Here is an 18154-nt window from a genome sequence, read left to right on the forward strand (position 1 = left end):
CCGCCTGCAGGCCTTGGCCGCCGAGGGCGTGCGCCTGTGCCTGTGTACCGGTGGTACCGGGCTGGGCCCGCGTGACCTGACCCCGGAGGCGCTGCGTTCCCTGAACGCGCGGCCGGTACATGGCCTGGCGCAGATGGTGCGGGCACTGAGTGCACAGCACACGCCGATGGCCTGGCTGAGCCGCGCCGAGGTGGTGCAGCTGGGCAACATGCTGGTGTTCGCGCTGCCCGGCAGCCCGAAGGCGGCGGCGCAGTGCCTGGACATCCTGGCGCCGGTACTGGGCCATGCCCTGGCGATGGTCGAGGGTGGTGGCCACTGATGATTGCCTACAGCGAAGCCCTGAAGCACCTGCTGGACGCAGCCACGCCGCTGCCGGCCGAGCGCCTGCCGCTGTATGAGGCCGGCGGCCGTACCCTGGCCAGTGACATCCACAGCGGGCAGTCGTTGCCGCCGTTCGACAACTCGGCGATGGACGGCTTCGCGCTGCGCGCCAACGGCGCGGCGTTCGAGGCCGGTACCGAATTCGCGGTGCAGGGCTGGCAGGCGGCCGGCGATGCCGGCGCCGAAGGCGGCGAGGGTGCATGGGAAATCATGACCGGTGCACGCATGCCGTCCGGGCTGGATACGGTGGTGCCGGTCGAGAACGTGGAGATCCTCGCCAGCGAGGAGGGACGCCCGACCCGCATCGCCTTGAAGGCATCGGTGAAGCCGGGCCAGCATGTGCGCCTGCGCGGCCAGGACGTGAACGAAGGCGAGCGCGTGCTGCGGGCCGGGCAGGTGCTGGATATCAATGCGCGCACCCTGCTGCATGCCATCGGCGTGGGCCAGGTGGCGGTGGTGGCACGGCCGAAGGCGGCAGTGATCGCCACCGGCAAGGAGCTGGTGACCGAGGCGGCGCAGACGCTAGAATCCGGGCAGATCCGTGACAGCAACCGGCCGTACCTGGTCGGCCGCCTGCAGGCCGCCGGTGCCGAGGTGGTCTGGCAGGGCACGGTGGGCGACGACGTGGCCGCGTTCAATGCGGTGCTGGATGAAGCGCTGGCCGCTGGCGCGCAGGTGCTGATCAGCACCGGTGCGGTGTCGGCCGGGCGCTACGATTTCGTTCCCGACGCGCTTCGCGGCCGGGGTGCGCGCATCGTGTTCCACAAGGTGGCGATCCGGCCGGGCAAGCCGTTGCTGTTTGCGGTGCTGCCCAACGGCGCGCTGTATTTCGGCCTGCCGGGCAATCCGGTCTCCGCTGCCGTGGGCCAGCGCTTCTTCATCGAGCCAGTGCTGCGCCGCCTGCTGGGGCTGGCACCGGAGCCGGTGCTGACGTTGCCGCTGCAGGCCGACGTGCGCACGCCGCCGGGCCTGCGCTTCCACGCGCGGGCGCGGGTGGAAGTGGATGCGCAGGGTCGCCTGAGTGCGCGCGTGCTGGCCGGGCAGGAGTCGTTCCGTTTGATGTCCATGCTGCAGGCCAACGCCTGGGTGGTGCTGGAGGCTGAGGGTGACCTGGCCAGCGCCGGCACCTACGTGCGCGTGCAGGGCTGGGGTCACCACGAACCGGTGCAGCTGGTGAGCCAGGAGTCATGATGAAACAGGTGAATCTGCAGTTGTTCGGTGCATTTTCCGATCTGGATGCCAGCCGCGAGATTGCCGTGGATGTGGCCGGTGGCACCGTGGCCGATCTGCGCCAGGCGCTGCGCGAGCTGCTGCCGCTGCGTTGGCCGGGATTCCGTGCCGGCCTGCTGGATTATTCGGCGTTCGCCGACCAGCAACGCGTGCTGCGCGACCACGAGGCGCTGCCCGAGGATGGCCGTGTGGCGATCCTGCCCCCGGTGAGCGGGGGCTGAGCGATGAGCGAGAAGATCATCGCGAAGGTGGTGGACCGCGCGCAGGCGGCGATCGATCCGGCCGAAGGCATCGCGGCGGTATCCGATCCGGGCTTCGGTGGCATCGATGTGTTCATCGGCAAGGTGCGCGACGTCAACATCGGCCGGCCGGTGACCGGGATCACCTACGACCTGTTCGAGCCGCTGGTGTTGAACGAGTTCAAGCGGTTGGCCGCCGAGGTCGAGGCGACGTTTGGCCCGAAGCTGAAACTGTATGTGGCCCATGCCAAGGGCCGGTTGGGCATTGGTGATGTGGCAGTGGTGGTGGCTGCCGGCAGCCCGCACCGCGACGAGGCGTTCCGCGCCTGCCGGCAGTTGATCGAGGTGGTCAAGCACCAGTGCCCGATCTGGAAGCAGGAGCATTACGAGGACGGCGACAGCGAGTGGAGCGAGGGTTGCAGCCTGTGTCACGTGGACAGCGAACCCGGACATGCCGATGACCATGCGCATGATCATCAACATTGATGCCGACGCAGCCACGCATGGCGTGGCTCTACTGCGATGAGCATCAACGGCATCGTACTGGCCGGTGGCCTGTCCAGCCGGATGGGCCGCGACAAGGCGCTGCTGCCGTGGCAGGGCCGCACGCTGCTGGAACACATGCGGGGCCTGTTGATGCAGGCTGGCGCTGAACGGATATGGGTGAGCGGTGACTATCCGGCCTTCGGTGGCATCCCCGATCAGGTTGCGCGCTGCGGCCCACTGGGTGGGTTGCACAGCGTGATGCAGCAGATGCCCGATGGCCAGGCCTGGGTGGTAGCGGTGGACACGCCGTTGCTGGCGCCACGGCTGCTGCAACGGCTGGCTGGCGAGGGGCGGGGCGCGTGCACGATCTTTGACGGGCATCCCTTTCCCATGCTGTTGAATGTGGACAATGCCACTCGTAACGTGCTGGCCGCGATGCTGGATGATGCGGAAGGGCTGCGCTCTGTACAGGCGTTCCAGCGTCGCCTGCAGATGCACGTGCTGGCGCTTGAAAGCGTTGACGAAGCCTGCCTGGTCAACTGCAATACCCCCGAACAATGGGAGGATGTTGCGTCATGAAAGTGCAGTTGCAGGACCAATCGGTACGGCTTCGCCTGGACGAGGCCGAACTGGCTCGCCTGCTGGCCGGTGAATCGGTCGAGAACATGACCCGCTTCGGCGGCATTGAAGGTTGGGGCATGGCGGTCTCGCTGCATGGCGGCGAGCAACCGGTACTGCTCGATGGTGGCACCTTCTGCCGCCTGGTACTGCCGCGCTCGGCAGTCGAGGCCTTGGCGGGACGGCTGCCGTGCCGGGATGGCCTGCCATTCGACATTGCCCTGGAAGATGGCAGCCAGCTTCAGCTGCAGTTCGATGTGGACGTGCGCGATAGCGTGCGCCAGCGCGGAGTCACGCGCCGCAATACCGCTTCATCGGTTTGACATTTGTCAGGGGCAGGGTGGAAACCGGCTCCTGATTGATCCAGATCAACCCCGTCGTAGTTGCTGCACGGCCTAATGGCTGCATGACGACGGGTCACAACTTGAAAGCAATACCCACGTCATTCCACAGCCTTGGAGCCATGTATGACCGTCGGTAGCGATCCTGTTGTCCGCAGCACTGCCCGTCCGGGTCGCGTCATCAGCGACTGGACGCCGGAGGACCCCGGCTATTGGGAGCGCACCGGCAAGCGGGTTGCCACCCGCAACCTGGTCATTTCGATCCCCTCGCTGCTGCTGGCCTTCTCGGTATGGGTGCTGTTCTCGGCGGTGTCGATCAGCCTGCCGAAGATCGGCTTCAACTTCAGTACCGACCAGCTGTTCTGGCTGGTGGCGCTGCCCAGCCTGTCCGGCGCAACCCTGCGCATCTTCTATTCGTTCGTGATCCCGATCTTCGGCGGCCGCCGCTGGACCGCGCTGTCCACCGCGTCGCTGCTGGCGCCGACGCTCTGGCTCGGCTTTGCGGTGCAGGACCCGGCCACGCCGTACTGGGTGTTCGTGGCCATCGCGATCCTGTGTGGCTTCGGCGGCGCGAACTTCTCGTCGTCGATGTCCAACATCTCCTTCTTCTACCCCAAGCAGAAGCAGGGCCTGGCGCTGGGCCTGAACGCCGGCCTGGGCAATGTGGGCGTGTCGGTGGCGCAGGCGGTGATCCCGCTGGTCATCACCGTAGGCGTGTTCGGTGCGCTGGGTGGTGCACCGCAGCCCGCGGTGGAGGGTGGGGCACCGCTGTTCCTGCAGAACGCCGGCTTCATCTGGGTGCCGGCCATCGCGCTGTGCGCCATCGCGGCCTGGTTCGGCATGAACGACCTGACCAGCGCCCGCTCGTCGTTCTCCGAGCAGGCGGTGATCTTCCGCCGCAAGCACAACTGGCTGATGTGCTGGTTGTACATCGGCACCTTCGGTTCCTACATCGGTTTCTCGGCCGGCTTCCCGATGCTGGTGAAGAGCCAGTTCCCGGACGTGAACCCGCTGGCCTACGCCTTCATCGGCCCGCTGCTGGGCGCGCTGATGCGTTCGGTGGGCGGCAGCATGGCCGACCGCTGGGGTGGCGCCCGCCTGACCTTCTGGGTGTTCGCGCTGATGATCGCGGCGGTGTTCGGCGTGCTGCACTTCCTGCCCAGCCATGGCCAGGGCGGCAACTTCCATGGCTTCCTGCTCAGCTTCATGGCGCTGTTCGTGCTCAGTGGCATCGGCAACGGCACCACCTTCCGCATGATCCCGGTGATCTTCCGCACCCTGCATGAGCGCTGGTCGGCCAACGACAACGCCGAGGGCAAGGCCACGGCCGCACACCAGGCCAGCATCGAGTCGGCCGCGGTGGTCGGTTTCTCCGGTGCGATCGGTGCCTACGGCGGTTTCTTCATTCCCAAGAGCTACGGCTCGTCCATTACGTTGACCGGCAGCCCCGACATGGCGCTGTACGGATTCGTTGTTTTCTATGTCACCTGCCTGGCCGTGACCTGGTGGTGGTACTACCGGCGCGGTGCCGAGACACCCTGCTGACGACATGAAAACGCACCGCAGCCAGATGACACACACAGCCACGATGCCGATGTCCGCAAAGGGAGATCCCCGATGAGTTATTTCCTCGATCGCTTGCAGTTCTTCAAGCGTGACCCCCAGACCTTTGCCGATGGCCATGGGTTTGCCAAGAGCGAGGGCCGCGACTGGGAAAACAGTTACCGCGCCCGCTGGCAGTACGACAAGATCGTACGTTCCACACACGGCGTGAACTGCACCGGCTCCTGCAGCTGGAAGATCTACGTCAAGAACGGCCTGGTCACCTGGGAAACCCAGCAGACCGATTACCCGCGCACGCGCCCGGACCTGCCCAACCATGAACCACGTGGCTGCCCGCGTGGCGCCAGCTATTCCTGGTACCTGTACAGCGCCAACCGGCTGAAGTACCCGCTGATCCGCGGCACGCTGCTGCGCCTGTGGCGCGAAGCCCGCAAGAGCAAGGCCCCGGTCGATGCCTGGGCCAGCATCGTGGAGGACAAGGAGAAGGCGCGCTCGTACAAGACCCGCCGCGGCATGGGTGGCTTTGTGCGCCTGCAGTGGGAAGAGGCCAACGAGATCATCGCCGCCTCCAACCTGTACACGGTGAAGCAGTACGGCCCGGACCGCGTGGTCGGGTTCTCGCCGATTCCGGCGATGTCGATGGTGTCCTACGCTGCCGGTGCGCGATACCTGTCGCTGCTGGGTGGCGCCTGCCTGTCCTTCTACGACTGGTACTGCGACCTGCCGCCGGCCTCGCCGCAGATCTGGGGCGAGCAGACCGACGTGCCCGAGTCGGCCGACTGGTACAACAGCCGCTACATCATCGCCTGGGGTTCGAACGTGCCGCAGACGCGTACGCCCGATGCGCACTTCTTCACCGAGGCGCGCTACAACGGCACCAAGACGGTGGCGATCTGCCCGGACTATTCCGAGCTGGCCAAGCTGACCGACCACTGGCTGCACCCCAAGCAGGGCACCGACGCGGCGCTGGCCTTTGCCTTCGGCCATGTGATCCTGCGCGAGTTCCATGTCGATTCGCCCTCGCAGTATTTCCAGGACTACTGCCGCCAGTACTCGGACATGCCGATGCTGGTGCGCCTTGAGCGCCGCGACGATGGCCGCCTGGTGGCGGGCCGCTTCCTGCGTGCCAGTGAGCTGGGCGGGCTGGGTGAAGCCAACAACCCGGACTGGAAGACCCTGGCCTACGACGAGAACAGTGGCCAGATCGTGGTGCCCAATGGCTCCATCGGTTTCCGCTGGGGTGAAAAGGGCCGCTGGAACATCGAAGAGAAGGCCAGCAATGGCGCCGACACACGCCTGCGCCTGAGCTTGTCCGACGCCAACGACGGCATCGAGGCGGTGAGCTTCCCGTACTTCGGTGGCATTGAAAGCGACGGCTGGACTGCCGCGCCGGCCGAAGACGTACTGGACCGCAACATTCCGGTGCGCCGGCTGGTCACGGTCGACGGCGGCGAGACGCTGGTGGCCACGGTCTACGACCTGCTGCTGGCCCAGTACGGCGTGGACCGTGGCTTTGGCGGCGGCAACGTGGCATCGAGCTTCGATGACATGGTGCCGGGCACGCCGGCGTGGCAGGAGCGCATCACCGGCGTGTCGCGCGCCGAGGTGATCGAGATCGCCCGCGAGTTCGCGCGTACCGCCGACAAGACCCATGGCCGTTCGATGATCATCGTCGGCGCGGGCATGAACCACTGGTTCCACAACGACATGAACTACCGCGGCCTGATCAACATGCTGATCATGTGCGGTTGCGTGGGCCAGACCGGTGGCGGCTGGGCGCATTACGTGGGCCAGGAAAAGCTGCGCCCGCAGACCGGCTGGCAGCCGCTCGCGTTTGGGCTGGACTGGAGCAAGCCGCCGCGCCACATGAACGGCACCTCGTTCTTCTACTTCAACACCGGGCAGTGGCGCTACGAGAAGCTGCAGGTGGACGAGCTGCTGTCGCCGCTGGCCGATGCCAGCAAGTACGGCGGCAGCCTGGCTGACCTGAACCTGCGCGCGGTGCGCATGGGCTGGCTGCCGAGCACCCCGCAGCTCGACCGCAACCCGCTGCAGCTGGTACGCGAGGCCGAAGCGGCCGGCGTGGCCCCGGCGCACTACGCGCTGGGCAAGTTCAAGGACGGCTCGCTGGACTTCGCCTTCGCCGACCCGGACGCCAGCCAGAACCACCCGCGCATGATGTTCATCTGGCGCTCGAACCTGCTCGGTTCCTCGGGCAAGGGCCATGAGTACATGCTGCGGCACCTGCTGGGTACGCGCCACGGGCTGCAGGGCAAGGACCTGGGCGAAATGGGCGCAGTGAAGCCGCAGGAGGTGAAGTGGCGCGACGAGGCGCCGGAAGGCAAGCTGGACCTGCTGGTCACGCTCGACTTCCGCATGTGCACCACCGCGCTGTACTCGGACATCGTGCTGCCGACCGCGACCTGGTACGAGAAGGACGATCTCAATACCTCGGACATGCACCCCTTCATCCACCCGCTGTCCAAGGCGGTGGACCCTGCGTGGGAATCGCGCAGCGACTGGGACATCTTCAAGGAGGTGGCCCGCACCGTGAGCGAGATGGCGCCCGGCGTGCTGGGTGTGGAGAAGGATCTGGTGCTGGTGCCGACCCTGCACGACACGCCCAACGAGCTGGGCATGCCGTTCGGCGTGGCCGACTGGAAGAAAGGTGAGTGCGAGGCCATCCCTGGCCAGACCATGCCGTCGATGACGGTGGTTGAGCGTGACTACCCGAACCTGTACCGCAAGTTCACCTCGCTCGGCCCGCTGCTGGACAAGCAGGGCAACGGCGGCAAGGGCATGAGCTGGGATACCAAGCACGAGGTCGAATTCCTCGGCAAGTTGAACCACACCGTGCACGAAGAAGGCGTAAGCCAGGGGCGCCCGGCCATCTCGACCGCGATCGACGCGGCCGAAGTGATCCTGCACCTGGCGCCGGAAACCAACGGCCATGTGGCGGTGAAGGCCTGGGAATCGCTGGGCACCTTCACCGGGCGCGAGCACACCCACCTGGCCGTGGGCAAGGAGCACGAGGCGATCCGCTTCCGTGACATCCAGGCACAGCCGCGCAAGATCATTTCCTCTCCGATCTGGTCGGGCCTGGAAGACGACAACGTCAGCTACAACGCCGGCTACACCAACGTGCACGAGCTGATTCCGTGGCGCACGGTGACCGGTCGCCAGCAGTTCTACCAGGACCACGAGTGGATGATCGACTTCGGCGAGGCCTTCATGAGCTACCGGCCGCCGGTCAACACGCGCACGGTGGAGCCGCTGCTGAACCAGCGCCCGAACGGCAACAAGGAGATCGTGCTGAACTGGATCACCCCGCACCAGAAGTGGGGCATCCACAGCACCTACAGCGACAACCTGATCATGCAGACACTGTCGCGTGGCGGCCCGATCGTGTGGATCAGCGAGGACGACGCGCGCAGTGCCGGCATCGTCGACAACGACTGGATCGAGCTGTTCAACGTCAATGGCGCGATTGCCGCGCGTGCGGTGGTCAGCCAGCGCGTGATGCCGGGCATGGCGATGATGTACCACGCCCAGGAACGCATCATCAACGTGCCGGGCTCGGAGATTTCCGGTACCCGCGGCGGCATCCATAACTCGGTGACCCGCATCGTGCTCAAGCCGACCCACATGATTGGTGGCTACGCGCAGCTGGCCTACGGTTTCAACTACTACGGCACCTGCGGCACCAACCGCGACGAGTTCGTGATCGTGCGCAAGATGGACAAGGTGGATTGGCTAGATGGCGAGGCCGTACCGGCCGCCGCCAAGGAGGTGGTGTGATGAAGGTCCGTGCACAGATCGCGATGGTGCTGAACCTGGACAAGTGCATCGGCTGCCATACCTGCTCGATCACCTGCAAGAACGTCTGGACCTCGCGCGAGGGCGTCGAGTACGCCTGGTTCAACAACGTGGAAACCAAGCCGGGCATCGGTTACCCGAAGGAATGGGAAAACCAGGACAAGTGGAATGGCGGCTGGGTGCGCACCCGCGCCGGCAAGCTGGTGCCGCGTGCCGGTGGCCGCTGGCGCATGCTGGCCAAGATCTTCGCCAACCCGGACCTGCCGCAGATCGACGACTACTACGAGCCGTTCGATTTCGATTACCAGAACCTGCATACCGCCAAGGACAGCCAGCACCAGCCGACCGCGCGCCCGCGTTCGCTGATCAGTGGCGAGCGCATGCAGAAGATCGAGTGGGGCCCCAACTGGGAGGAGATCCTCGGTTCGGAGTTCAGCAAGCGCTCGCGCGACTACAACTTCGACCAGATGCAGAAGGAGATCTACGGCGCCTTCGAGAAGACCTTCATGATGTACCTGCCGCGTCTGTGCGAGCACTGCCTGAACCCGGCGTGCGTGTCGGCGTGCCCGTCGGGTGCGATCTACAAGCGCGAGGAAGACGGCATCGTGCTGATCGACCAGGACAAGTGCCGCGGTTGGCGCATGTGCGTGTCGGCCTGCCCGTACAAGAAGATCTACTACAACTGGAAGAGCGGCAAGTCGGAGAAGTGCATCTTCTGCTACCCGCGCATCGAGATGGGTGAGCCGACCGTGTGCTCGGAAACCTGCGTGGGCCGCATCCGCTACCTGGGCGTGATGCTGTACGACGCCGATCGCATCGCCGAGGCCGCCTCGGTGCCGGCCGAGAAGGACCTGTACCAGGCCCACCTGGACATCTTCCTGGACCCGAACGATCCGGCGGTGATCGCCGCCGCGCGCAAGGAGGGCATCCCGGACAGCTGGCTGGAGTCGGCCAAGCAGTCGCCGGTGTACAAGCTGGCGATCGACTGGAAGCTGGCGCTGCCGCTGCACCCGGAATACCGCACGTTGCCGATGGTCTGGTACGTACCGCCGCTGTCGCCGATCCAGTCCGCCGCCGAGCGTGGCCGTGTGGGCATGAGCGGCGAACTGCCGGACGTGGCGTCGCTGCGCATCCCGATGCGCTACCTGGCCAACCTGCTGACGGCCGGTGACGAGGCGCCGGTGGTACGCGCGCTGGAACGGCTGATGGCCATGCGTGCCTGGCGCCGGGCCAAGAACGTGGACGGCGTGGAAGACACCGCGGTACTGGAGCAGACCGGGCTGAGCATCGCCCAGGTGGAGGAGATGTACCGCTACCTGGCCATCGCCAACTACGAGGACCGTTTCGTGATTCCGACCGGCCACCGCGAGTACGCCAACGACGCCTTCGGTGAGCGCGGCGGCTGCGGCTTCACCTTCGGCAACGGCTGCAATGGTGACAGCCCGGCCGACCTGTTCGGCCAGCGCAAGAGCACCACCTTCGTGGTCGACAACGGTCCCAACCACCGCCGCAAGGAGGTGGTGTGATGAGCGTGCTCAAGCTGGTCGGGGTGCTGCTGGACTACCCCCGTGAAGAACTGTGGCAGCACGGCGAGGAACTGCTCGCCGCCTGCGACGCCCCGGCGTTGAATGCCGCCCGCCGCCAGCAGCTGCGCAGCTTCGTGCAGCAGCTGCTGGCCACCGATGCGCTGGATGCGCAGGCGGCGTGGCTGGCCAGTTTCGATCGCGGCCGCTCGATGAGCCTGCTGCTGTTCGAACACATCCATGGCGAGTCGCGCGACCGCGGCCAGGCCATGGTCGACCTGATCGAAACCTACCGCCGCAACGGCTTCGAACTGGATGCCCGCGAGCTGCCGGACTACCTGCCATTGCTGTTGGAGTTCCTGGCCCATCGCCCCGGCAGCGAGGCCCGCGAGTGGCTGCACCACATCGGCCATATCGCCGGGATGCTGGCGGCGCGTGCCGCCGAGCGTGAGCTGCCGCACCGGGTGCTGTTCGAGATCCTGGTCGAAGCCGGTGACGGCAAGGCCGATCTGCAGGCGCTGCGCCAGCGTGCCAGCGAGGAAGTCCGCGACGATACCGCCGAGGCCATGGATCGCTTGTGGGAGGAGGAGGCGGTGCGCTTCGGCGCCGAAGCCCCCGCCGAAGACTGCAAGCCGCCCGTGCGTTCGCCGGCCCGTCCTTCGCATCGAGAGGTCCAGCCATGAGTTACTCCCTGCATCAATTCGCCTTCCAGTACTACCCGTACATCGCCGTGGCGGTGCTGCTGATCGGCAGCTGGGCCCGCTATGACAAGGCCATGTACACCTGGCGCACCGGCTCCAGCCAGATGCTGTCGGACAAGGGCATGCGGATCGGCAGCAACTGCTTCCACATCGGCATCCTGGCCATCCTCGGTGGTCATCTGGTCGGCCTGTTGACCCCGCACGCGGTGTACGAGCACTTCATCACCTCCTCGCAGAAGCAGATGCTGGCGATGGTGGTTGGTGGTGTGTTCGGCGCACTGTGCTTCATCGGCATCAGCATCTTGCTGGTACGCCGCCTGTTCAACGCGCGCGTGCGGGCCACCGGCAGTTTCGGTGACACCCTGGTACTGGTGCTGCTGTTCGCCCAGCTGTGCCTGGGCCTGTACAGCATCCGCATCTCGTCCGGCCACCTGGACGGCGGGGTGATGGTGCAGCTGGCCGAGTGGGCGCAGCACATCGTGACCTTCCGCGCCGGTGCCGCTGATTACATCGAGGGCGTCAGCTGGGTCTACAAGATGCATATCTTCCTGGGCCTGACCCTGTTCCTGATCGCGCCGTTCACCCGCCTGGTGCACGTGTGGAGCATTCCGATCAGTTACCTGTGGAGGCCGTACCAAGTGGTGCGCCGCCGCCAGGCCACGCTGCGCTACGGTCCGCGGGAGTAAGCCATGGGCAGCCTGCCGAAATTCCTGCCGATCACCGTGATCGACTCCGCCGCACCGGTTCCCGCCGAGGCGCATTCGCACCACCATGACGCGGCGGCACAGGGGCCGCGCTCGCTCGGGCAGCCGGCACCGTGCCGGCTGTTCGTGGACGAGACCGCGATCAGCGAGGCTGACATCGCCCGCGAGATGCAGCACCACCGGGCGATGCGCCCGGAGCAGTCTCGTGCCGAAGCGGCACGTGCACTGGTGGTGCGTGAGCTGCTGCGCCTGGAAGCGCAGCGGCTTGGGCTGCAGGCGCCGGAGGGCAACCGGGTAAGCGACGAGGAAGTGCTGATCCAGCAACTGCTGGAAGATGCGATCGAAGACCGCGTGCCGACCGATGAGGACTGCCGGCGCTACTTCGAGCAGAACCCGGAGCGCTTCCGCTCCCCCGACCGCGTGCGCCTGCGCCATATCCTGCTGGCTGCGCCGGCCGATGATGTGGCCGGGCGCTTTGCCGCACGCACCGAGGGCGAGCGACTGGTCGGGCTGCTGAAGGAGTCGCCGCACCTGTTCGCCGATTTCGCCCTGCGCCATTCGCGTTGCCCATCCAGCAGCGAGGGCGGCGACCTGGGCTGGCTGCAGCGCGGGCAGACCACGCCGGAGTTCGACCGCCAGGTGTTCCGCCTGCGCGAGGGCCTGGCCGGTTTCCCGGTGGAATCACGCTGGGGCTACCACGTGGTCTGCGTCGATGCCCGCGAGGAAGGCCAGCCGCAGCCGTTCGAGGCGGTGCTGCCGCAGCTGCGTGACTACCTGGAGCTGCAGGTGCGCCAGCGTGAAGTGCAGGCCTACCTGCTGCAGCTGCAGGAGCGCTACCCGGTGCGCGGGCTGGATGAGATCGAAGCCGAAGCGGATATCGGCTGAACCCCCTTGAACGAGGAAAATTCATGAACCAGGCCCTTGCCCCCGCCAGTGCCGGGCAGCAGCAACGTGCGCTGTGGCTGAGCACGTTCGCCTTCACCGTGTGCTTCGCGGTGTGGATGATCTTTTCGATCATCGGTATCCAGATCAGTCAACAGCTCGGCTTGAATGACACCCAGTTCGGCCTGTTGATCGCCACGCCGGTGCTGACCGGCTCGGTCAGCCGCGTCTTCCTCGGCATCTGGTCCGACCAGTTCGGTGGCCGCAAGGTGATGGTGCTGGTGATGCTGTGTGGCGCAGTGGCCACCTGGATGCTGACCTACGCACAGACCTACACCCAGTTCCTGATTGCCGCGCTGTGCGTGGGCATCGCCGGCGGTAACTTCTCGGTGGGCGTGGCCTACGTCTCGAAGTGGTTCCCGGCCAGCAAGCAGGGCACCGCACTGGGCATCTTCGGTGCCGGCAACATTGGCTCGGCGGTGACCAAGCTGCTGGCGCCGCTGGTGATGGTGGCGGCCGGCTGGACCATGGTCGCCAAGGTCTGGGCCGTTGCGCTGGCAGTTACCGCGGTGCTGTTCTTCCTCTTCAGCAAGGAAGACCCGTCGCTGGAGCAGCGCCGCCGCGAAGGCGTGAAGCCGGTCCCGTTCGCCGAGCAGATGGCGCCGCTGAAGAACCTGCAGGTCTGGCGGTTCTCGCTGTACTACTTCTTCGTGTTCGGCGGCTTCGTGGCGCTGGCGCTGTGGCTGCCGCACTACCTGGTGGGCGCCTATGGCATGGACGTGGGCCACGCCGGCATGTTGGCGGCGTGCTATTCGATCCCGGCCAGCCTGTTCCGCGTGGTCGGTGGCTGGATGTCGGACCGGATGGGCGCGCGCCGGGTGATGTACTGGACCTTCGGCGTGTCGGCCATCTGCACCTTCCTGCTGGCCTACCCGGATACCGAGTATGTGGTGAAGGGCATCCATGGCCCGATCCACTTCCATCTGGCCATCGGGGTGGTGATGTTCACCGTGCTGGTGTTCGTGCTGGGCTTCTTCATGTCGTTGGGCAAGGCCGCGGTCTACAAGCATATTCCGGTGTACTACCCCAGGCACGTGGGTGCGGTGGGCGGCGTGGTCGGCATGATCGGTGGCCTGGGTGGCTTCATCCTGCCGATCGTGTTTGGCGCGCTGAATGACGCGGTGGGCATCTGGAGCAGCTGCTTCATGCTGCTGTTCGTGCTGGTGGCGGCTGCACTGGCGTGGATGCACTTTGCGATCCGTCGCATGGAACGCCGCCACTTCCCGCAGATCGACCGCGAAACCGATCTGCCCGAAGCCATCGATGCGGCCGCCGCCGAGCGGGTGCGCGGCGGGTGAAGGTGTTTGCCGGCCAGCGGCCGGCACTACCAAATGGTGGGTGAAGGGGTAGTGCCGGCCGCTGGCCGGCAGCAACCATCAGATGCGCCGCGCTTGATTTCAATCAGGGCCACGCGAAGAGGAACGCCCGAAGATGTCTGCCATGAGCTTCCACGTTGACGAGAGCGAGGACACTGCGCTGCAGGCGGCATTGCTGCGGCAGCCCCGGCACGTGCTGTTTCCGCCGGCTGACCAGTTCAGCACCGGCTTTGGCGAAAGCGGGTGGCGCGCCGCCGTGCGCGCCAGCAACGAGCACCTGATCCCGCGTGGCTTGACGCTCGGCTTCCAGGCCGGCCGTGGCGGACGCGATGCGCCACCGCAGGCGTATCTGGATACCCTGCTGCTGGCGCTGCGGCTGCAGGCCGACGCGCTGGCCGAGGACCGTGAAGTGGTGGCGATGGTGCTGCAGCTGGGGCTGGCCGAGACGTTGCCGCCGCCGCAGCTGGGCCAGCTGCTGGATGCGGTGCCGCAGCACCTGCGCACCGTGGCGCGGCCCCAGGTGGAGGTGCGGCTGGACGCAGGCAGCGCGCTGGCGCCGGCGCAGCTGCGTGCGGTGGGCTGCACCCGCTTGAACGTGATCGATCGTGCCGATGCACCGGGGCCGACCCTGCTGGCACAGGCGCGACAGGTGGGCTTCACCGCGCGCTACTACCAGTTGCGGGTACCCGGCAGCGAGGACGCCGGCTTCATTGAACGGCTGCACGAGGTGCTGGCCGAGGCGCCGGAGCGCATCCTGCTGCCGGCGCCGTGTGCGCTGCCGGAACATCCCTCGGCCGTCCATTGGCTGCAGGCCTGGCGCCTGCTGCGCGCTGCGGGTTACGAACCGATTGGTGGCGATCACTATCAGCGCGGCGATCTGCCGAACCCGCACGGTCCGGGCGATGGCCAGCGCCATTGCGATCTTGCCGGTGTGCCACGCCGCGACCGCAGCGATTTCATCGGCCTTGGGCTGTCCGCCTGCAGCCAGATCGGCGAGGTGTTCTACCGGCTGGAGGACGAACTGGGCGAATGGCGTGCGCGGCTGCAGGCCGGGCACATGGGCGTGTCTGCCGGGTTGATCCTGTCCGAGGACGAGCGGTTGGTGGCCGAAGTGGCGCAGAGCATCGCCTGTGACCACGCCCTCGATGCGGCTGCCTTCGAGTGGCGCAACGATGAACCGTTCGAGGAATGTTTTGCCGACCAGCTGCCCGCGTTGTCGCCGTTGCTGGCACGCGGCTGGGCGCAGTGGGATGCGCGCGTACTGCGCCTGGCCGAAGAAGGGCGCCTGCTGTGGCGTATGATGGCCGCATGCTTCCGGCCGGCGGCCGCCATCGCTTGAGTCTTGCACCGATGTCTTCAATTCCGCCTTCGCAGGGCCGTCTCGGCCGGGCCACACCCAACCCCGCCGCCGCCGATGATGGCGACGCACTGCACTTCTGCAGCACCTGTGCGTTCTCCGACGCATGCATGTCGCAGGGTTACGACAAGACAGCACTGGGCGATCTGCACGTGCTGGTGGACCATGTCGGTCCGTTCCATGCGGGTGACTACATTTTCCGCGCTGGCGAATCGTTCGATTCGATTGCTGCGGTGCGCGCTGGCATGGTCAAGACCTTCGTCGATGACAGCCAGGGCAACGAGCAGGTGCTGGGCTTCAGCCTGCCGGGTGAAGTGATCGGCCTCAACGCGATCCACGGTTCACGCTTTCCCTGCAATGCGGTGGCGCTGGACACCGTGCACCTGTGCCGCATCTCGTTCCCCAAGCTCAGCCTGTTGGCCACCCGCATGCCGGGGCTACAGGCCAAGCTGTTCAGCCTGCTCAGCGCGGAGATCGGCAAGGTCGCGACCCTGGCCGCCAACCACCGTACCGAAGAACGCATGGCCGCGTTCCTGCTGGACATGTCCGAGCGCTACGCGCGGCGCGGCTTTTCCGCCACGCGCTTCAACCTGACGATGGCGCGTACCGAGATCGCCAATTACCTGCGGATGGCGCCGGAAACCGCCAGCCGCGTGCTGCGCCGCCTGAGCGATGATGGGATCATCGCGGTGAAGCAGCGCGAGATCCTGTTGCTGCAGCCCGAGCGCCTGGCAGCGCTGGCGGTGGCCGACGAATCCGATCCGAACTGAACCTGGCCGGGAGCCGACGATGAAGCGAGCTGGACTGTTGTTGCTGGGCCTGCTGGCCGCGGTGCCGGCCTGGGCGGCTGAGCTGACGGTGTCGGCGGCATCGAGCCTGACCGAGAGCTTCCGCGAACTGGGCACCGCCTATGAGAAGGCACACCCGGGAACCAAGGTGGATTTCAACTTCGCCGCCTCCGGCGTGCTGCTGCAGCAGATCAGCCGCGGCGCGCCGGTGGATGTGTTCGCCTCGGCCGACGAAACCACGATGGACCAGGCCCAGCAGCAGGACCTGCTGGCGGCCGGTACCCGCGAGGTGTTCGCGGTGAATGCGCTGTGGGTGGTGGTGCCGCCGCAGGCCAAGGCTGCGCCGCATACCTTGAAGGACCTGGCCGGTGCCGGTGTGCAGCGCATCGCACTGGGCAACCCGGACAGCGTGCCGGTCGGCCGCTATGCCAAGGGCGCGCTGGAAGCGGCGGGCCTGTGGCCGTCGGTGCAGGGCAGGATCATCACGACGCAGAACGTGCGCCAGTCGCTGGATTACGTGGCGCGGGGTGAAGTGGATGCCGGCTTCGTCTATGCCACCGATGCGCAGGCGATGCCCAACCGCGTGCGCCGTGCCTTCGCGGTGCCGGTGCCCGGGCGCATTGCCTATCCGCTGGCCGTGATCAAGGCCAGCCCACAGCAGGCGGAAGCCAGGCGCTTCACCGCCTTCTTGCGTTCGGCACAGGGCCAGGCGATCCTGGCCAAACACGGGTTCGGCAAGCCCTGAGGCATGGATCTGGACTGGAGCGCACTGTGGTTGTCGCTGAAGGTGGCCGGCTGGGCCACCGCGATCAATCTGGTGCTGGGCGTGGCACTGGGCGCATTGCTGGCGCGGCGGCGATTTCCCGGCCGTGAGCTGCTGGATTCGCTGCTGACCTTGCCGATGGTGCTGCCACCGACGGTGCTGGGCTATTACCTGCTGGTGCTGATCGGTCGCAACGGCCCGATCGGCGCATGGCTGCAGTCGTGGTTCGGCATCAACCTGGTGTTCACCTGGCAAGCCGCGGTGATCGCCGCGGCGGTGGCTTCGCTGCCTCTGGTGTTCAAGCCGGCGCGCGCGGCGTTCGAGGAAGTGGACGGACAGCTGGAGCAGGCCGCGCGCACGCTTGGCGTGTCCGAAGCAGCGGTGTTCTTCCGCATCACGTTGCCACTGGCCTGGCGCGGCATCCTCGCCGGGCTGCTGCTGGCGTTTGCACGCGCGATGGGCGAGTTCGGCGCGACATTGATGGTGGCGGGCAGCATTCCGGGTCGCACGCAGACGCTGTCGATCGCCATCTACGAGGCGGTGCAGGCCGGTCAGGATGGCAAGGCCAATGCGCTGGTGATCCTGACCTCGGTGGTCTGCATCGTGATCCTGTTACTGGCTGCGCGGCTGGTGGGCGGACGTCGCCGGGAGCTGCGTGATGTGGCTTGACCTGCAGGTGCAGCGCCGCCTGCGGGCGGCCGGCCAGGATTTCGTGTTGGACGTATCGCTGCAGTGCACGCAGCGGCAGGTGGTGCTGTTCGGACCCTCGGGTGCCGGCAAGAGCCTGACGCTGAAGGCGGTGGCCGGGCTGCTGCGGCCCGGGCAGGGACATGTGCGCGTGCAGGGGCAGACCTTGTTCGATGCGGCCAACGGCGTGGATCTGCCGCCGCAGCGCCGCCGGCTGGGCTACGTGTTCCAGGATTACGCGTTGTTCCCGCACCTGAGCGTGCGCCAGAACGTGGCGTTCGGGCTGGAGCGCGGGTGGTTGAATCCGCGCGCGCGCCAGCGCTTCGATGCGGTGGAGCAGTGGCTGCACGCATTCCGCATCGACACGGTGGGCGATCTGCTGCCCTCGCAGGTCTCCGGTGGCCAGCGCCAGCGCACTGCATTGGCGCGCGCCCTGGTGACGCAGCCCCAGGCGCTGCTGCTGGATGAGCCGTTCTCCGCACTGGACCACGACCTGCGCCAGCACCTGCGCCAGGAGCTGGAAACCGTGTTGGACCGGACCGGCATCCCGTTGTTGCTGATCAGCCACGACCCGCAGGACGTGGCCATGTTCGGCCAGCAGGTGGCGCGCGTGGTCGACGGCCGCATCGTCGGCGATTGACCTGCACCTGTAGAGCCGAGCCCATGCTCGGCTGCTCTGCGCGACACCGCCAACAGCAG

Annotated in this window: 18 protein-coding genes; all 18 read left to right on the top strand. The window is 66.7% G+C overall.

Going from position 1 to position 18154, the window contains the following annotated elements; genetic code table 11:
- Window positions 1-319, top strand: a 319-nt coding sequence (locus N5D20_RS20410) for a molybdopterin-binding protein (RefSeq protein ID WP_279947603.1), incomplete at its 5' end; no start/stop codon positions are given.
- On the top strand, window positions 319-1572 hold the full coding sequence (gene glp, locus N5D20_RS20415) for a gephyrin-like molybdotransferase Glp (RefSeq protein WP_279914586.1): 1254 nt from the start codon (window positions 319-321) through the stop codon (window positions 1570-1572). The genes N5D20_RS20410 and glp, both read left to right, overlap by 1 nt.
- Entirely contained in the window at window positions 1572-1832 is a 261-nt protein-coding gene (locus tag N5D20_RS20420) for a MoaD/ThiS family protein (protein ID WP_019659891.1), read from the top strand. The genes glp and N5D20_RS20420 overlap by 1 nt, the downstream gene beginning before the upstream one ends.
- Before the next feature lie 3 nt (window positions 1833-1835).
- Entirely contained in the window at window positions 1836-2336 is a 501-nt protein-coding gene (locus N5D20_RS20425) for a molybdenum cofactor biosynthesis protein MoaE (RefSeq protein WP_043396281.1), read from the top strand.
- Window positions 2337-2372: 36 nt separating this feature from the next.
- Entirely contained in the window at window positions 2373-2915 is a 543-nt protein-coding gene (locus tag N5D20_RS20430; RefSeq protein WP_279914583.1) for a molybdenum cofactor guanylyltransferase, read from the top strand.
- Complete coding sequence (locus N5D20_RS20435) at window positions 2912-3277, top strand: hypothetical protein (RefSeq protein WP_043396276.1); 366 nt, start codon at window positions 2912-2914, stop codon at window positions 3275-3277. Before N5D20_RS20430 ends, N5D20_RS20435 begins: the two co-directional genes overlap by 4 nt.
- A 144-nt stretch (window positions 3278-3421) precedes the next feature.
- A complete protein-coding gene (locus tag N5D20_RS20440) occupies window positions 3422-4840 on the top strand; it encodes a NarK family nitrate/nitrite MFS transporter (RefSeq protein ID WP_019337810.1) in 1419 nt (472 codons plus the stop codon).
- Window positions 4841-4912: 72 nt separating this feature from the next.
- Window positions 4913-8656 (top strand): nitrate reductase subunit alpha, encoded by a 3744-nt coding sequence (locus tag N5D20_RS20445; RefSeq protein WP_248853587.1) that lies wholly within the window; start codon window positions 4913-4915, stop codon window positions 8654-8656.
- Window positions 8656-10200 (top strand): nitrate reductase subunit beta, encoded by a 1545-nt coding sequence (narH, locus tag N5D20_RS20450; protein WP_279914580.1) that lies wholly within the window; start codon window positions 8656-8658, stop codon window positions 10198-10200. The genes N5D20_RS20445 and narH overlap by 1 nt, the downstream gene beginning before the upstream one ends.
- Complete coding sequence (gene narJ / locus N5D20_RS20455; protein WP_049409452.1) at window positions 10200-10880, top strand: nitrate reductase molybdenum cofactor assembly chaperone; 681 nt, start codon at window positions 10200-10202, stop codon at window positions 10878-10880. Before narH ends, narJ begins: the two co-directional genes overlap by 1 nt.
- A complete protein-coding gene (narI, locus tag N5D20_RS20460) occupies window positions 10877-11584 on the top strand; it encodes a respiratory nitrate reductase subunit gamma (RefSeq protein WP_010485313.1) in 708 nt (235 codons plus the stop codon). Before narJ ends, narI begins: the two co-directional genes overlap by 4 nt.
- A gap of 3 nt (window positions 11585-11587) precedes the next feature.
- Window positions 11588-12487 (top strand): peptidylprolyl isomerase, encoded by a 900-nt coding sequence (locus N5D20_RS20465; protein WP_019337807.1) that lies wholly within the window; start codon window positions 11588-11590, stop codon window positions 12485-12487.
- A gap of 23 nt (window positions 12488-12510) precedes the next feature.
- Window positions 12511-13842 (top strand): nitrate/nitrite transporter, encoded by a 1332-nt coding sequence (locus N5D20_RS20470; protein ID WP_010485315.1) that lies wholly within the window; start codon window positions 12511-12513, stop codon window positions 13840-13842.
- 142 nt (window positions 13843-13984) lie between these two features.
- On the top strand, window positions 13985-15199 hold the full coding sequence (locus N5D20_RS20475; RefSeq protein WP_019337806.1) for a coproporphyrinogen III oxidase: 1215 nt from the start codon (window positions 13985-13987) through the stop codon (window positions 15197-15199).
- Window positions 15200-15210: 11 nt separating this feature from the next.
- On the top strand, window positions 15211-15987 hold the full coding sequence (locus N5D20_RS20480; RefSeq protein WP_010485317.1) for a helix-turn-helix domain-containing protein: 777 nt from the start codon (window positions 15211-15213) through the stop codon (window positions 15985-15987).
- 19 nt (window positions 15988-16006) lie between these two features.
- Complete coding sequence (gene modA / locus N5D20_RS20485; RefSeq protein ID WP_279948138.1) at window positions 16007-16750, top strand: molybdate ABC transporter substrate-binding protein; 744 nt, start codon at window positions 16007-16009, stop codon at window positions 16748-16750.
- Window positions 16751-16753: 3 nt separating this feature from the next.
- Window positions 16754-17437: a molybdate ABC transporter permease subunit gene (gene modB, locus N5D20_RS20490; RefSeq protein ID WP_005413347.1), complete on the top strand. Its 684-nt coding sequence runs from the start codon at window positions 16754-16756 to the stop codon at window positions 17435-17437.
- Window positions 17427-18095, top strand: a complete 669-nt coding sequence (locus N5D20_RS20495) for an ATP-binding cassette domain-containing protein (RefSeq protein WP_019659884.1) — start codon at window positions 17427-17429, stop codon at window positions 18093-18095. Before modB ends, N5D20_RS20495 begins: the two co-directional genes overlap by 11 nt.
- The last annotated feature ends 59 nt before the right edge of the window (window positions 18096-18154 follow it).

The sequence above is a fragment of the Stenotrophomonas sp. GD03877 genome, assembly GCF_029840555.1.
In the GTDB taxonomy this organism is placed as follows: domain Bacteria; phylum Pseudomonadota; class Gammaproteobacteria; order Xanthomonadales; family Xanthomonadaceae; genus Stenotrophomonas; species Stenotrophomonas geniculata.

What these genes read in the sequence shown, in the direction of transcription:
- glp (WP_279914586.1), top strand. Translation starts at nt 319, where the DNA reads ATGATTGCCTACAGCGAAGCCCTGAAGCACCTGCTGGACGCAGCCACG.
- N5D20_RS20420 (WP_019659891.1), top strand. Translation starts at nt 1,572, where the DNA reads ATGAAACAGGTGAATCTGCAGTTGTTCGGTGCATTTTCCGATCTGGAT.
- N5D20_RS20425 (WP_043396281.1), top strand. Translation starts at nt 1,836, where the DNA reads ATGAGCGAGAAGATCATCGCGAAGGTGGTGGACCGCGCGCAGGCGGCG.
- N5D20_RS20430 (WP_279914583.1), top strand. Translation starts at nt 2,373, where the DNA reads ATGAGCATCAACGGCATCGTACTGGCCGGTGGCCTGTCCAGCCGGATG.
- N5D20_RS20435 (WP_043396276.1), top strand. Translation starts at nt 2,912, where the DNA reads ATGAAAGTGCAGTTGCAGGACCAATCGGTACGGCTTCGCCTGGACGAG.
- N5D20_RS20440 (WP_019337810.1), top strand. Translation starts at nt 3,422, where the DNA reads ATGACCGTCGGTAGCGATCCTGTTGTCCGCAGCACTGCCCGTCCGGGT.
- N5D20_RS20445 (WP_248853587.1), top strand. Translation starts at nt 4,913, where the DNA reads ATGAGTTATTTCCTCGATCGCTTGCAGTTCTTCAAGCGTGACCCCCAG.
- narH (WP_279914580.1), top strand. Translation starts at nt 8,656, where the DNA reads ATGAAGGTCCGTGCACAGATCGCGATGGTGCTGAACCTGGACAAGTGC.
- narJ (WP_049409452.1), top strand. Translation starts at nt 10,200, where the DNA reads ATGAGCGTGCTCAAGCTGGTCGGGGTGCTGCTGGACTACCCCCGTGAA.
- narI (WP_010485313.1), top strand. Translation starts at nt 10,877, where the DNA reads ATGAGTTACTCCCTGCATCAATTCGCCTTCCAGTACTACCCGTACATC.
- N5D20_RS20465 (WP_019337807.1), top strand. Translation starts at nt 11,588, where the DNA reads ATGGGCAGCCTGCCGAAATTCCTGCCGATCACCGTGATCGACTCCGCC.
- N5D20_RS20470 (WP_010485315.1), top strand. Translation starts at nt 12,511, where the DNA reads ATGAACCAGGCCCTTGCCCCCGCCAGTGCCGGGCAGCAGCAACGTGCG.
- N5D20_RS20475 (WP_019337806.1), top strand. Translation starts at nt 13,985, where the DNA reads ATGAGCTTCCACGTTGACGAGAGCGAGGACACTGCGCTGCAGGCGGCA.
- N5D20_RS20480 (WP_010485317.1), top strand. Translation starts at nt 15,211, where the DNA reads ATGTCTTCAATTCCGCCTTCGCAGGGCCGTCTCGGCCGGGCCACACCC.
- modA (WP_279948138.1), top strand. Translation starts at nt 16,007, where the DNA reads ATGAAGCGAGCTGGACTGTTGTTGCTGGGCCTGCTGGCCGCGGTGCCG.
- modB (WP_005413347.1), top strand. Translation starts at nt 16,754, where the DNA reads ATGGATCTGGACTGGAGCGCACTGTGGTTGTCGCTGAAGGTGGCCGGC.
- N5D20_RS20495 (WP_019659884.1), top strand. Translation starts at nt 17,427, where the DNA reads ATGTGGCTTGACCTGCAGGTGCAGCGCCGCCTGCGGGCGGCCGGCCAG.